The organism is Mycobacterium noviomagense (assembly GCF_010731635.1).
Lineage (GTDB): Bacteria > Actinomycetota > Actinomycetes > Mycobacteriales > Mycobacteriaceae > Mycobacterium > Mycobacterium noviomagense.
Map to the genome: position 1 here is coordinate 2,707,641 of NZ_AP022583.1, position 13,310 is coordinate 2,720,950.

Consider the following 13,310-nt stretch of genomic DNA (forward strand, 5'->3'; position numbering starts at 1 on the left):
CGGCGGCCTTGACCGCAGCCATCCCGCACAGCGATGTGCTGATCGTGGGTGCGGGAAGTGCTGGATCTGTAGTAGCGGAACGGCTTTCCCGTGACCCCGGATGCGCGGTGACGGTATTAGAGGCCGGTGTAGGACTTACCGATCCCGATCTGCTGTCGCAGACGACCAACGGGTTGCAGTTGCCGATCGGTGCAGCCAGCCCGCTCGTCCGGCGTTACGATGCGCAGCTGACCGAGCGGCCGGCTCGCCGAATGCCGATTGTGCGCGGTGCGACTGTCGGCGGTTCGGGCGCGGTCAACGGCGGCTACTTCTGCCGTGGGTTGCCACGTGACTTCGACAGGATCGCCGCGCCGGGATGGCGATGGGCCGATGTACTGGACCACTTTCGTGCGATCGAGACAGACTTGGATTTCGACAGTCCAGCGCACGGCCGTAACGGCCCCATCCCGGTACGGCGCACGAACGAAATAGTCGGCACCACAGAATCGTTCGTAGCCGCAGCCCAGCACGCCGGTTTCTCGTGGATCGACGATCTCAACGACGTCGGACTCGGCTGCGGGATGCCCGCGGGCGTGGGTGCCGTGCCGCTCAACATCGTCGACGGTGTACGCACTGGGTCAGGCGCCGGATTCCTGCTGCCCGCACTGAAACGGGCCAACCTGACGCTCTTAGAGCGAATACGGGCGACACGGCTGCGGTTTTCCGGCACCCGCGCCGTCGGCGTCGATGCGATCGGGCCCGACGGACCCGTTACAGCAGCCGCTGATCGAATCGTTTTGTGCGCAGGGGCAATCGAATCAGCGCACATATTAATGCTTTCGGGCATCGGCAACGAGGCCATGTTGCGGGCCGTCGGCGTGCGCGTACTGGTACCGCTGCCGGTCGGGATGAAGTGCAGCGACCACCCCGAATGGGTGCTGCCCACCAGTTGGACCGTGGTCCCGTCGCGCGCGGTGCTGGAAGTGGTCCTCAGCACTGCCGATGACATTGAAATACGGCCATACACAGGAGGATTCGTGGCGATGGTCGGCGACCGCGGAAAGGGTCACCCGGATTGGCCGCATATTGGTGTCGCGCTCATGCAGCCCCGCGCGCGCGGGCGCATCACACTGGTCTCCGCCGATCCGCTTGTGTCCCCGCGCATCGAGCAACGCTATGACAGCGAGCCCGATGACGTCGCCGCTTTGCGTCGGGGCAGCGAACTTGCACTTGAACTAGCCGGCGCGGCCGTGCAAGTCGGCGAACCGTTATGGTCGACGTCGCAACATCTATGCGGCAGTGCGCCGATGGGCGATCAGCACGACGCCGCTGCCGTGGTCGACCATCGTTGTCGGGTAAAAGGTATCGAGCGCCTCTGGGTGGTCGACGGCTCAATCCTTCCGGCAATCACCAGCCGCGGACCGCACGCCACCATCGTGATGCTCGCGCACCGGGCTGCCGAATTTGTCCAATAGCGTTCGGACGAGCCGTAGTGGCGGACGTCGCGGCCGGGGGCCCACGCGCCGATGACCAGTGCCGCTATTGCGATGATGATCGCCAGTACCAGAAACGATGACTCCATGGCTTGCTGAAACGCAGTGCGGCTGATCTCGGCAAGTGGACTGCCCTGCGGGCCAAGTCTTTCGGAGATCTGGAGGGCCTGAGCCAATGAGTGCGAAGCCGGCTCGCGGATCGATTCGGGAAACCCTGCGACAAGCGGTGCGACGATGTGTCCATACCACGCAGCCAAGATTGACCCGGCCAGCGCGATGCCTAGCGCCGCCCCCACTTCGCGGGTGGTGTCGTTGACGGCCGACGCAACGCCCTGTTTCTCATCAGGCACCGCTGCCATGATCGCCGATGTGCTTGGGGCGGTGCAGAAGCCGATTCCGGTGCTCATCACGAGCAACGGCCAGGCCATGTCCCAATATGGCGAGTGCACCTCGAGGACACGCATTGAGAAGAAGCCTGCCGCGATCAGCAGCAGGCCGGTGAACACCACCAGCCGCAGCCCCAATCGCGGTAGATACCACTGGGACAACGCGGACAGCGTCAACATCGGCAGCATCAGCGGGGTGAAGGCCAAGGCGGTCTTATCGGGCTGTAGCCCATCACGAGCTGAACGAACTGCATCATCACGAAAAAGAAGCCGAACATCGCCATGAAGAACGTCGTGATGGTGGCGGCGCCGGTGGCGAAGTCCGGTCTGCTGAACAGCCGGACATCGAGCAGGGGATGGCGCCGGCGCACTTCGACGAATCCGAAAATCACTGCTAATACGACTCCGCCGGCACGGCACCCGCAGACCAACGGGTCGCCCCATCCATGAGCCGGCGCTTGGACTACACCGAGGACGAAAACCGCGACAGCAGCGCCGATCACAGCGGCGCCTACCCAATCCAACGGGGTTGCCTCCTCGTCGCGTGATGACGACACCGTGCATGCCAACACGAAGATCAGCCCTGCAAAACCAGAGAAAGCCCAGAAGGTCGATTGCCACGACCGGAAATGCAGCAGTGTTCCGGATCCGAGCATGCCGATGACGCCGCCGCACCCGGCGACACCTGCCCAAATGCCCACCGCTTTCGTGCGTTCGTCGTTCCGGTGGGCAGCGGGGTGGCGGGCATGATGAACGCCGCGCCGGCGCCAGCGACCGCACGAGACACGATGATCGGCAGGGGGCTGGCGAAGACAGTCGGCACCACCGAGGCAACTGCGAAGATGGCCAAGCCGACAAGCAGAGCTCCACGCCGCCCATAGCGGTCGCCGATGGCCCCGGCGGGCAGCAGGCAGGCCAGCACCACGGTGTAGCCGTCGACCACCCACGTGAGTTGCGACTGGGTGGCCGAGGTCGCCACTGCAATATCCCCCAACGCCGTGTTCAGCGCGACCATCGACGCGATAACCAGGGATACGCCCATGCACGCCACGCCCATCGTCCAGATTCGAGGGCGACCCCCTATGAGCGCAGGACCGGGCGGCGCGCCAGTACCCTGGTCAGCTGAGGCAGGAGATCGAGCATGGGCGCGCTCCCTTCGGCGCCGAGACACTTTTGAGACTAACCGTCTCGGTGGCAGACGGATAGTCTTGTTCGCAAACGGGAGGTGGTGCAGATCACGACAGGCAGTACCGATCCGCGCCCCGCCCGTTCTCGCGCACGTTTGCTGGAAGCCGCCACCGCATTGCTTCGCTCCGGCGGGCCCCGGGCGGTGACCATCGATGCGGTCACTCGCGGCGCCAACGTAGCCCGAGCGACGTTATATCGGCACTTCCCGAGCGGAAACGATTTGCTGGCAGCCGCATTCAACAGCCTGCTCCCGCCGGCGCCGATGCCGCCTGAAGAGGGCTCGCTGCGCGACCGGCTCATCGCCTTGGTGTTGGCAGAGGCGGAATTGATCGCTGAGGCGCCCTTCATGCTGTCCGCGATGTCCTGGATGGCGCTCGGCGGTGAGCTAGAACAGTTGCCCGAACCGCGTCAGACCCCTGATAGCCCTGCTCTCAGCAACCTGCGCGAGCGCATTGCCCAGCAGTACGCGGCGCCGTTCGACGCCATCTTCGATAGCCCCGAGGCTGCCGAGCTGGGTGACATCGACCGCTCCCAGGCGATCGCGCTGCTGATCGGCCCGCTGGTATTGGGCCGCATGAGCACCTTGCCCGATTTCGACTACCGCGAGTGTGCCCGCGCCGCGGTCGACGGATTCCTCTACGTGCAGCGCCAGCAAAGCAAGAGCATTACCGCAACTGATAGCGGATCGGCAGGTGCTTCAGACCACCGACAAACACGGTCGAGATGAGTTGCGGGTCACCGCTGGGCTCAATGGATTTCAGCCGCGGCAGTAGCTCGGTGAAGAACCTGTTCACCTCCAGCCGGGCCAGTGCGGCACCAAGGCAGAAGTGTACACCGTACCCAAAAGCCAAGTGCTTGTTGGGGTCACGCCCGACATCGAAGCGGAACGGATCGTCGAACACCTCCTCGTCGCGGTTGCCGGAAACATAGGACAGATACACCGACTCCCCTTTCGCGATCGGCACGCCGCGGACGACGGTGTCCTCGGTGGCGGTGCGCATGAATTCCTTGACGGGCGTGACCCATCGGATCATCTCTTCGACCGCTAGCGGCATCAGATTCAGGTTCTCGGTGAGTCGCGCTCGCTGATCGGGGTTTTCGATCAGCGCCTGCAGGCCGCCCGCGATGGTCGCGCTGGTGGTGTCATGGCCAGCGGTGGCGATGATCACGTAGTACGAGGCGGTCTCGACGTCCGACAGTGGTTCACCGTCCACGCGGGCATTGGCGATCGCCGACGCCAGGTCCTCGGTTGGGTGCTCACGTCGCGAAGCGGTGAGAGCGCTGAAATAGCCGAAGAAGTCAAGCAATACCTGGAGTTGCTCTTCGGGCGTGTTGCCGCGTTTGAATTCAGCGTCGTCGCCGCCGAAGAGCTCCTGGGTGAGCTTGAGCATCCGCGGGAAATCGGATTCCGGCAGGCCCAGCAGGGACATGATGACGTAGAGCGGGTAGTTCACGGCAACCTCTTGTACGAAGTCGCATTCGTTGCCGGCCGCCACCATCTTGTCGACGTAGATCTTGGCCAGTTCGTCGACACGGACCTTCAGCGTCCGCATCGCCTTGGGCCGAAACCAGTCCGCGCCGATTGCGCGCACCACCCGATGCTGCGGGTCGTCCATGTGGATCAGCGTGCGCAGGCCCATACCCGCCTCCAGTTGGGCGCGCGCGATGTCGTCGTTCTCCGCGGTCTGCAACAGCGGCCGGGGTTCGTTGATCCACAAGTTGTTGGCCCGCTCGATTTCCATGATGTCGGCGTGTTTGGTGATTGCCCAGAACGGCCGGTACGGCGGACAGTCGACCAGCGACACCGGCGCGTGGGCGCGTAGATGAGTCAGTGCCGCGTGCAGGCGTGGCTCGTCGGCGTAGGCGGTCGGATCGGCGAAGACTTTCGCGGCTTCGTCAATGATCGGTGCGCTCATCGGACTCCTCGCGTCGCGGGCTGTCATCAGTGTCAGTGATGGGCGACGCGGCGGCAGCGGTTTGCGTCGATCCGCTGGCCCTACCTTGTCCTAGGCTCGGTTTCGTGCGAATCGCACTACCACGCATGGGGGCCGTCGCGGTGTTGCTGACCGCGATGTTGGTGGCGGCATGCGGTCACGGCGGCGTCGCGCCACGGCAAAAGTCCGTGCCGGATCGCACGGGCCCGGCAGACGCCGGTGTGGTCCGCACCGCTTTGGGTTTGGTTCGTGGCCAGGTCGCCGCGGATTACCGGCTGTTCCAAGGCATTCCGTATGCGGCGCCCCCGGTGGGACCGCTGCGTTGGCAGCCGCCGCGCCCTCCGGCGGCGTGGCACGGGATGCGGGACGGCAGTAAGCCGGGTCCGCAATGCATGCAGGAAAGCCGCGGCCGAAAGGCGACCGGCGAAGACTGCCTGACGCTCAACGTGTGGACCCCACCGCTCAAGGCCCACGCTGAGAAACACCCGGTGATGGTGTGGATTCACGGCGGCGGCTTCGTCAACGGCAGCGGCGACATCTACAACTCGCGGTGGCTGGTGTCGCAGGGCCACATCGTCGTCGTGACGATCAACTACCGGCTGGGCACGCTTGGATTCCTGGCCCACCCTTCCCTCGGCGCGGGTGATCACGTCGGCAACTACGGTCTGGCCGACCAGCAAGCGGCGCTGCGTTGGGTTCGAGACAACATCGCCGACTTCGGCGGGGATCCGACCAGAGTGACCATCGCCGGGGAATCGGCAGGCGCGATGTCGGTGTGCGATCACCTGGTGGCACCGGGATCGGTGGGGCTGTTCCGCGCGGCAATCATGCAAAGCGGGCCGTGCCAGGCGCAGGCCGATCTGGCGACGGAGCAGCGCACCAGCCTGGACTATGCGGCGTCGGTGGGATGCACGGATCCGGGCACCGCCGCGCAGTGCTTGCGCACGCTCCCCGCCACGAAGCTGGCCCGGCCGCCCTGGTATATGCGTATCGGCGATTCCGACTCGTTGTCGGGCCCGGCGACCGGGACGGCGATACTGCCGGTCGACCCGGTCGCGGCGATCGCCGCCGGCCGCGCAGCCAAGGTTCCGGTGTTGATCGGCACCAACCAGGACGAATTCACGATGTTCACCGCGCTGCGGTATCTGCGGCTGGGCCGCACCATGACGGCCGCGGAGTATCCGCGTGTGCTGACCGACATTTTCGGTCCCGACGGTCGGGCAGTGGTGTCGCACTATCCGCCTGAGCGCTACGTCGGCGACGTGTCGCTCGCCTACTCCGCCGCGGTTACCGACGGCGTATTCGCTTGTGTCGCTTACCGAATGGCCGAGGCGCTGCGGCGGGGATCGCCGGTGTATGCCTACGAGTTCGACGACCGCGGGGCTCCGGCGCCTGACCCGCTACGCCGGGCGCCGTTCCCGGTTGGTGCGAGCCATTCGCTGGAATTGCGGTACCTGTTCGGGGTCGGTGGAGCGCCGCCGCTGAGCCCGGCTCAGCGCCAGCTGTCCGGTCAGATGATCGATTACTGGACGCAGTTCGTCACCACTGGCGTACCCAAGGCAGCCGGCCAACCCGGCTGGCCGTCGCTGGGCGGCGACCCAGCGCACACCCCTTACATGTCGCTGCGGCCCGACGGCAGCAGGGTGGTCAGCAACTTCGCTGAGTCGCACCAATGCCCGTTCTGGGCCAGCTTGAAGGGAAAGCGCTGACGGGCTCGCCGGGCCCGGCCGAGAGTGCGGTCATGGCGCCGAGACTGCGGTCATGGCGCGCAATCGTGCTCGACACGCGCGGTGTGTGCAGCCTCGACGCCACCACCGCAGTCTCGATGCCGCTGACGCACGCTCGCTCTATGGCGCCGGTGTCACCCAAGTGGTGATGTCGGCGTGCACCACTTCGGTCCCGTCGCGGTCTGTGACGCTGACCGGCACCACGACGTCGACGCCGTCGGTGATCGCAGCGAAGTCCGGCGGGTCTAGGCAGGCCTGCGCCCGCAGTGACGTCGTCGCCTTCTCCAGGTACTGCACGCTCATTGCCTTGGGGATCCAGCGATGACTGCTCGGCACGGTGGCCTCCATGAGCATTCCCATGGCGACCTCCGCGGCGTTGCAGCATGCGATGGCGTGCACGGTGTGCAAGTGGTTGTAGGCCAAAAACCACTTGGGCACCTTGACCTCCGCGAAGCCCGGTTCCATACGCACCACGTGCGGAAGGATCGAGGCGAAATACGGCACCCGCGCCATCGTCGCCACCGAAAACAGGTGCGTGCCGCCCGGCAGGCGAGAGAGGCGCCGCCAAGCCTGATATGTAGTGCTCGGACCGGTCATGGTGACGTACCTTACTCGGGAGTAAGAAACCGCTGATCTCAGGCCGCCGAAGATTTGGCCGATACCATGATCTAGGGCATACTGTTCAGGTTGCCTTGCGCCGGGTTCGCGCCTGGCCAGGCATCCGACCGGCGTCCGCACGGGCGCGTCCGGTCCCAACTTCGGAGCGCGACGAATTTCGATCGCGAACGAGGCTGCGCGTGGGCGACATACCCGAGCGCGGGGACCGGTGGACCAGGACAGGTAAACAGCGGCGCAATATCCGGCGCGACGCTGGATCGACCAAAGTCGATCGGCGCGCTGGGCACACGGTCCGGACATGGGAAGAGTGAGGTAGGAGAAGCGTGGCGGGACAGAAGATCCGCATCAGGCTCAAGGCCTACGACCACGAGGCCATTGACGCCTCGGCGCGCAAGATCGTCGAGACTGTCGTGCGGACGGGTGCCAGCGTGGTGGGTCCGGTGCCGCTGCCGACCGAAAAGAACGTGTACTGCGTCATTCGATCCCCGCACAAGTACAAGGACTCGCGGGAGCACTTCGAAATGCGCACCCATAAGCGGCTGATCGACATCCTCGACCCGACACCCAAGACGGTGGACGCGCTGATGCGCATCGATCTGCCGGCCAGCGTCGACGTCAACATCCAGTAGGAGTCTGCAGAGCTATGGCGAGGAAGGGCATTCTCGGCACCAAGCTGGGCATGACGCAGGTGTTCGACGAGAACAACCGGGTTGTCCCGGTGACGGTGGTCAAGGCCGGGCCGAACGTGGTGACGCGTATCCGCACCCCCGAGCGCGACGGGTATAGCGCCATCCAGCTGGCGTACGGCGAAATCAGTCCCCGTAAGGTCAACAAGCCGCTGACCGGTCAGTACAACGCCGCGGGTGTGAACCCGCGCCGGCACCTGGCCGAGCTGCGGCTCGACGACCCGGAGGCGGCCGCCGAGTATCAGGTGGGCCAGGAGTTGACCGCCGAGATCTTCACCGACGGCAGCTACGTCGATGTGACCGGCACGTCCAAGGGCAAGGGCTTTGCCGGCACCATGAAGCGGCACGGTTTCCGCGGGCAGGGCGCCAGCCACGGCGCTCAGGCGGTGCACCGACGCCCCGGTTCGATCGGTGGTTGCGCCACGCCTGCTCGGGTGTTCAAGGGCACCCGGATGGCCGGCCGCATGGGCAACGACCGGGTGACGACCCAGAACCTGTTGGTGCACAAGGTCGACGCCGAGAACGGCGTGCTGCTGATCAAGGGCGCCATCCCCGGGCGCCGAGGTGGCCTGGTGATGGTGCGCACCGCGATCAAAAAGGGTGAAAAGTAATGGCAGGCATCAAGGTTGACGTCAAGACGCCGGACGGCAAGACCGAGGGGTCGGTCGAACTGCCGGCCGAGCTGTTCGACGTCGAAGTGAACATCCCGCTGATGCACCAGGTCGTCACCGCGCAGCGGGCGGCCGCGCGCCAAGGCACCCACTCGACGAAGACGCGCGGCGAGGTGCGCGGCGGCGGCCGAAAGCCGTACCGGCAGAAGGGCACTGGCCGTGCCCGGCAGGGCTCGGTGCGGGCCCCGCAGTTCACCGGCGGCGGCACCGTGCACGGTCCCAAGCCCCGTGACTACAGCCAGCGCACCCCGAAGAAGATGATCGCCGCAGCGTTGCGCGGCGCGCTCTCGGATCGGGCCCGCAACGGCCGCATCCATGCGGTCACCGAAGTGGTGTCGGGTCAGACCCCGTCGACCAAGAGCGCCAAGGCGTTTCTGGCCACGCTGACCGATCGCAAGCAGGTGCTGGTGGTCATCGGGCGCAGCGACGAAACCGGAGCCAAGAGCGTGCGCAACCTACCGAATGTGCATGTCCTGGCGCCCGACCAACTCAACACCTATGACGTGCTGCGCGCCGACGACGTGGTGTTTTCCGTCGAGGCGCTCAACGCCTACATCGCCGCCAACAGAAATAACGCCGAGGAGGTTTCGGCCTGATGGCGACCGTCACCGACCCCCGCGACATCATCCTGGCGCCGGTCATCTCGGAGAAGTCCTACGGGCTGATCGACGACAACGTCTACACGTTTTTGGTGCACCCCGACTCGAACAAGACGCAGATCAAGATCGCGATCGAGAAGATCTTTTCCGTCAAGGTCGTGTCGGTGAACACCGCCAACCGGCAAGGCAAGCGCAAGCGCACCAGGACCGGCTACGGCAAGCGCAAGAACACCAAGCGCGCCATCGTGACCCTGGCGCCCGGCAGCAAGCCGATCGACCTGTTCGGGGCACCGGCGTAGCCGAGGATAGGAAGACTTAGCAGAGATGGGAATTCGCAAGTACAAGCCGACGTCTTCTGGCCGTCGCGGTGGCAGCGTCTCCGATTTCGCGGAGATCACCCGCTCGACCCCGGAGAAGTCGTTGGTGCGCCCGTTGCACGGCCATGGTGGGCGTAACGCGCACGGACGAATCACCACCCGCCACCGCGGCGGTGGGCACAAGCGCGCCTATCGAGTAATCGACTTCCGCCGCAACGACAAAGACGGCATCAACGCGAAGGTCGCGCACATCGAATACGACCCCAACCGCACCGCCAACATCGCGCTGCTGCACTACCTCGACGGTGAAAAGCGCTACATCATTGCCCCGCAAGGTCTTTCGCAGGGTGATGTGGTGGAGTCGGGACCCAACGCAGACATCAAGCCAGGCAACAACCTGCCGTTGCGCAATATCCCCGCCGGTACGTTGATCCACGCCGTGGAGCTGCGGCCAGGGGGCGGGGCCAAGCTGGCCCGCTCGGCGGGGTCGAGCATCCAGTTGCTCGGCAAAGAAGGCACTTACGCGTCGCTGCGGATGCCCAGCGGTGAGATCCGCCGCGTCGACGTGCGGTGCCGGGCCACGGTCGGCGAGGTCGGCAACGCCGAGCAGGCGAACATCAACTGGGGCAAGGCCGGTCGGATGCGGTGGAAGGGCAAGCGCCCGTCCGTCCGCGGTGTCGTGATGAACCCGGTGGACCACCCGCACGGCGGTGGTGAGGGCAAGACCTCCGGTGGCCGTCACCCGGTCAGCCCGTGGGGCAAGCCCGAAGGCCGTACCCGCAGGCGGCACAAGCCCAGCGACAAGCTCATCGTCCGACGCCGGCGCACCGGCAAGAAACACTCGCGCTAGGAGTAGCCGATGCCACGCAGCCTGAAGAAAGGTCCGTTCGTCGACGACCATCTGCTCAAGAAGGTCGACGCGCAGAACGAGAAGAACACCAAGCAGGTCATCAAGACCTGGTCGCGCCGGTCGACCATCATTCCGGACTTCGTCGGCCACACCTTCGCCGTCCATGACGGGCGCAAGCATGTGCCGGTGTTCATCACCGAGGCGATGGTCGGCCACAAGTTGGGCGAATTCGCGCCGACGCGCACCTTCAAGGGACACATCAAAGACGACCGGAAGGCCAGGCGCCGATGACCACCGCTACCGAATTCCCCTCGGCGGTCGCCAAAGCCCGGTTCGTTCGGGTGTCGCCGCGCAAGGCGCGCCGGGTGATCGACCTGGTCCGCGGCAAGCCTGTGGCCGAGGCGCTCGACATCCTGCGCTGGGCGCCGCAGGCGGCCAGCGAGCCGGTGGCCAAGGTGATCGCCAGCGCTGCCGCCAACGCGCAGAACAACAATGGCCTCGACCCGACCACGCTGGTGGTGGCCACCGTCCACGCCGACGACGGTCCCACCGCCAAGCGCATCCGCCCGCGGGCCCAGGGGCGCGCCTTTCGGATCCGCCGGCGCACCAGCCACATCACGGTGGTGGTGGAAAGCCGGCCGGTCAAGGATCAGCGGGCCGCTCAGTCGTCGCGGTCCCGCCGCGCCCAGGCCAGTAAGGCGGCCGCCACCAAGGAAGCGCCGGCCAAGAAGACGGCCGCCAAAGCGCCCGCCAAGGCGCCTGCGAAAGAGGCGCCGGAAAAGAAGGCAACCGCCGCCAAGGCGCCTGCGAAGAAAGCGCCCGCCAAGAAAGCATCCGCCACGAAGTCGAGCGAGACTTCGCAGACTTCTTCAGAGACTTCGGAAGCGAAGGGAGGCTCGCAGTAGTGGGCCAGAAAATCAATCCGCACGGCTTCCGGTTGGGCATCACCACCGACTGGAAGTCGCGCTGGTATGCCGACAAGCAGTACGCCGAGTACGTCAAGGAGGACGTCGCGATTCGGCGACTGCTGTCCAGCGGGCTCGAGCGCGCCGGTATCGCCGACGTCGAGATCGAACGCACGCGTGACCGGGTTCGCGTCGACATCCATACCGCGCGCCCTGGCATCGTCATCGGACGTCGCGGCACCGAGGCCGACCGGATCCGCGCCGACCTGGAGAAGCTGACCGGCAAGCAAGTCCAGCTCAACATCCTCGAAGTGAAAAACCCTGAGTCCCAAGCACAGTTGGTGGCCCAGGGGGTTGCCGAGCAGTTGAGCAACCGGGTGGCGTTCCGCCGGGCGATGCGTAAGGCCATCCAGTCGGCGATGCGTCAGCCCAACGTCAAAGGCATCCGGGTGCAGTGCTCGGGCCGCCTCGGCGGTGCGGAGATGAGCCGCTCGGAGTTCTACCGCGAAGGCCGCGTCCCGCTGCACACCCTGCGCGCCGACATCGACTACGGCTTGTACGAGGCCAAGACCACCTTCGGGCGCATCGGTGTCAAGGTGTGGATCTACAAAGGCGACATCGTCGGCGGCAAGCGTGAGTTGGCCGCACCCGCAGCGGGCGCCGACCGTCCGCGCCGCGAGCGCCCGTCGGGTACCCGTCCACGTCGTAGCGGCGCTGCAGGGACGACGGGAACCAGCACCGAGGCGGGACGGGCCGCAGGCGCTGAGGAGGCTGCCGCTCCCGCGGCCGCTGAGCCGGCCCTCGAGACGCAGAGCACGGAGAGCTGAATCATGTTGATTCCCCGCAAAGTCAAGCACCGCAAGCAGCACCATCCCCGCCAGCGCGGTATCGCCAGCGGCGGCACCACGGTGAGCTTCGGCGACTACGGCATCCAGGCGTTAGAGCACGCCTACGTCACCAACCGGCAGATCGAGTCCGCGCGTATCGCCATCAACCGGCACATCAAACGTGGCGGCAAAGTGTGGATCAACATCTTCCCGGACCGCCCGCTGACCAAAAAGCCCGCCGAGACCCGCATGGGTTCGGGGAAGGGTTCACCGGAGTGGTGGATCGCCAACGTCAAACCGGGCCGGGTGCTGTTCGAGCTGAGCTACCCCAATGAAGCCGTCGCCCGGGCCGCGCTCACCAGGGCAATACACAAGTTGCCGATCAAAGCCCGCATCGTGACCCGAGAGGAGCAGTTCTGATGGCAGTGGGCGTTTCCGCCGGCGAACTGCGTGAGCTCACTGACGACGAGCTGGTCGAGCGCCTGCGCGAATCCAAGGAGGAGCTGTTCAACTTGCGGTTCCAGATGGCGACTGGCCAGCTCAGCAACAACCGTCGGCTGCGGACCGTGCGTCAGGAGATCGCACGCATCTACACCGTGCTGCGCGAACGAGAACTGGGTCTGGCGTCCGGGCCCGGGGGTGAGGAATCGTAATGGCAGAGGCTAAGACCGGCACGAAGGCCCCAGCGAAGAAGGCCGCCACCAAGGCGTCGAAGGCCGCTCCGACGAAGGCGGCTGCCAAAGATGCCGCGCCGCCGAAAGAAAAGGGTCCCAAGCACACTCCGCGTACACCGAAGCCGCGGGGCCGGCGCAAGACCGCGATCGGCTACGTCGTCAGCGACAAGATGCAGAAGACGATCGTGGTGGAGCTGGAGGACCGCGTGCGGCACTCGCTCTACGGCAAGATCATCCGCACCACCAAAAAGGTCAAGGCACACGACGAGAACAGCGTCGCCGGCATCGGCGACCGCGTCTCGCTGATGGAGACCCGTCCGCTGTCGGCGACCAAACGCTGGCGGCTGGTCGAGATCCTCGAAAAGGCCAAGTAAGACCGAACTGCGGCTGGTTCTCGGCTATCTGGTCGAGACGGCATACCTGCGCGCCGTCCGGGCGCCCGAGTTCTACCCCTAT

At 65.7% G+C, this 13,310-nt stretch carries 16 protein-coding genes and 1 pseudogene; 14 read left to right on the top strand and 3 right to left on the bottom strand.

All coding sequences use genetic code 11. The features are described 5' to 3' along the window. Positions 1–8 precede the first annotated feature (8 nt). Positions 9–1,454, top strand: coding sequence for a mycofactocin dehydrogenase MftG (mftG, locus tag G6N15_RS12550; protein ID WP_083089176.1), 1,446 nt, complete (start codon positions 9–11; stop codon positions 1,452–1,454). Between the two features lie 20 nt (positions 1,455–1,474). On the opposite strand, the pseudogene G6N15_RS12555 reads toward mftG, so the two are convergent. Continuing rightward, positions 1,475–2,915: pseudogene (locus tag G6N15_RS12555) on the bottom strand (MFS transporter); the annotation flags it as partial. Positions 2,916–3,083: 168 nt separating this feature from the next. Between G6N15_RS12555 and G6N15_RS12560 the strand changes: the two are divergent. After that, positions 3,084–3,773: a TetR/AcrR family transcriptional regulator gene (locus G6N15_RS12560; protein ID WP_372506490.1), complete on the top strand. Its 690-nt coding sequence runs from the start codon at positions 3,084–3,086 to the stop codon at positions 3,771–3,773. Here the strand turns inward: G6N15_RS12560 and G6N15_RS12565 are convergent. Next, positions 3,712–4,962, bottom strand: a complete 1,251-nt coding sequence (locus G6N15_RS12565; protein ID WP_083089154.1) for a cytochrome P450 — start codon at positions 4,960–4,962, stop codon at positions 3,712–3,714. The two genes, G6N15_RS12560 and G6N15_RS12565, sit on opposite strands and share 62 nt — an antisense overlap. A gap of 125 nt (positions 4,963–5,087) precedes the next feature. Between G6N15_RS12565 and G6N15_RS12570 the strand changes: the two genes are divergently transcribed. Further along, a complete protein-coding gene (locus tag G6N15_RS12570; RefSeq protein ID WP_083089153.1) occupies positions 5,088–6,689 on the top strand; it encodes a carboxylesterase/lipase family protein in 1,602 nt (533 codons plus the stop codon). 138 nt (positions 6,690–6,827) lie between these two features. Here the strand turns inward: G6N15_RS12570 and G6N15_RS12575 are convergent, their stop codons facing one another. Beyond that, positions 6,828–7,304: a hotdog fold domain-containing protein gene (locus tag G6N15_RS12575; RefSeq protein WP_083089152.1), complete on the bottom strand. Its 477-nt coding sequence runs from the start codon at positions 7,302–7,304 to the stop codon at positions 6,828–6,830. Between the two features lie 344 nt (positions 7,305–7,648). Between G6N15_RS12575 and rpsJ the strand changes: the two genes are divergently transcribed. From rpsJ to rpsQ, 11 genes are read left to right on the top strand one after another with little or no spacing between them, the layout of a single operon-like run. Beyond that, positions 7,649–7,954 carry a 30S ribosomal protein S10 gene (gene rpsJ / locus G6N15_RS12580; RefSeq protein WP_003873519.1) on the top strand — a complete coding sequence of 102 codons (306 nt, stop codon included), beginning with the start codon at positions 7,649–7,651 and terminating at the stop codon, positions 7,952–7,954. A 14-nt stretch (positions 7,955–7,968) separates the two neighbouring features. Continuing rightward, positions 7,969–8,622, top strand: coding sequence for a 50S ribosomal protein L3 (gene rplC, locus G6N15_RS12585; protein WP_083089151.1), 654 nt, complete (start codon positions 7,969–7,971; stop codon positions 8,620–8,622). Then, positions 8,622–9,278 (top strand): 50S ribosomal protein L4, encoded by a 657-nt coding sequence (gene rplD / locus G6N15_RS12590; RefSeq protein WP_083089150.1) that lies wholly within the window; start codon positions 8,622–8,624, stop codon positions 9,276–9,278. Before rplC ends, rplD begins: the two co-directional genes overlap by 1 nt. Continuing rightward, a complete protein-coding gene (rplW, locus tag G6N15_RS12595; protein ID WP_083089149.1) occupies positions 9,278–9,580 on the top strand; it encodes a 50S ribosomal protein L23 in 303 nt (100 codons plus the stop codon). The genes rplD and rplW overlap by 1 nt, the downstream gene beginning before the upstream one ends. A gap of 25 nt (positions 9,581–9,605) precedes the next feature. Then, positions 9,606–10,448, top strand: coding sequence for a 50S ribosomal protein L2 (gene rplB / locus G6N15_RS12600; protein WP_083089148.1), 843 nt, complete (start codon positions 9,606–9,608; stop codon positions 10,446–10,448). A gap of 9 nt (positions 10,449–10,457) precedes the next feature. Next, on the top strand, positions 10,458–10,739 hold the full coding sequence (gene rpsS, locus G6N15_RS12605; protein ID WP_083089147.1) for a 30S ribosomal protein S19: 282 nt from the start codon (positions 10,458–10,460) through the stop codon (positions 10,737–10,739). Then, the gene (rplV, locus tag G6N15_RS12610; RefSeq protein ID WP_083089146.1) at positions 10,736–11,353 is read left to right on the top strand and encodes a 50S ribosomal protein L22; all 618 of its coding nucleotides are present in this window, start codon (positions 10,736–10,738) and stop codon (positions 11,351–11,353) included. The genes rpsS and rplV overlap by 4 nt, the downstream gene beginning before the upstream one ends. After that, a complete protein-coding gene (gene rpsC, locus G6N15_RS12615; protein WP_083089145.1) occupies positions 11,353–12,180 on the top strand; it encodes a 30S ribosomal protein S3 in 828 nt (275 codons plus the stop codon). The genes rplV and rpsC overlap by 1 nt, the downstream gene beginning before the upstream one ends. Before the next feature lie 3 nt (positions 12,181–12,183). Beyond that, the gene (gene rplP / locus G6N15_RS12620; RefSeq protein ID WP_083089144.1) at positions 12,184–12,600 is read left to right on the top strand and encodes a 50S ribosomal protein L16; all 417 of its coding nucleotides are present in this window, start codon (positions 12,184–12,186) and stop codon (positions 12,598–12,600) included. Then, positions 12,600–12,833 (top strand): 50S ribosomal protein L29, encoded by a 234-nt coding sequence (gene rpmC, locus G6N15_RS12625; protein WP_083089143.1) that lies wholly within the window; start codon positions 12,600–12,602, stop codon positions 12,831–12,833. The genes rplP and rpmC overlap by 1 nt, the downstream gene beginning before the upstream one ends. Next, positions 12,833–13,228, top strand: coding sequence for a 30S ribosomal protein S17 (rpsQ, locus tag G6N15_RS12630; RefSeq protein WP_083089142.1), 396 nt, complete (start codon positions 12,833–12,835; stop codon positions 13,226–13,228). Before rpmC ends, rpsQ begins: the two co-directional genes overlap by 1 nt. Positions 13,229–13,310: the final 82 nt, after the last annotated feature.